Genomic DNA, 393 nt, shown 5'->3' with positions numbered 1-393 from the left:
ACTTCCAGCAGCGCGTGGCTGGCCAGCGAAGTGTCCCAGACCGGCGACAGGCAGGGCTGGCAATAGGCTTCATCGTCGCGGACGACCAGCAGCTTGTCGATCGAGCGGCGCGCAATGGCGCGGTTCGGGTCGCTCTCGGGCACGCCGAGCACGTCGAACATCAGCACCGAGTTGACCATTGCCGGGAAGATGGCGCCGAGGCCGTCTTCGCCGTTCAGGCGCTCCACGGTGAACGTGCGGGCGCGCTCGATGGCCCGCGCGCGCAGGCTGCGCGGGAACAGCGGCTCGGCCACGCGCACCACGGCGTCCAGCGCGCGGAACACGCCCACCCAGAGCGGGCTCTGGTGCGGTGCGCGCGCCGGCAGCCGGGTGGACTGGGCCGGGCGCAGGAAC

General features: G+C 72.0%; 1 pseudogene. It reads right to left on the bottom strand.

From position 1 onward, the window contains the following. A pseudogene (locus AB4Z51_RS45095) lies at positions 1-393 on the bottom strand (squalene--hopene cyclase); the annotation flags it as partial.

This window comes from Bradyrhizobium sp. 2TAF36 (assembly GCF_052114925.1).
Taxonomy (GTDB): domain Bacteria; phylum Pseudomonadota; class Alphaproteobacteria; order Rhizobiales; family Xanthobacteraceae; genus Bradyrhizobium; species Bradyrhizobium barranii.
Note: the sequence above shows the minus strand (reverse complement) of the source record. Positions and strands in the feature narration are given on the sequence as shown.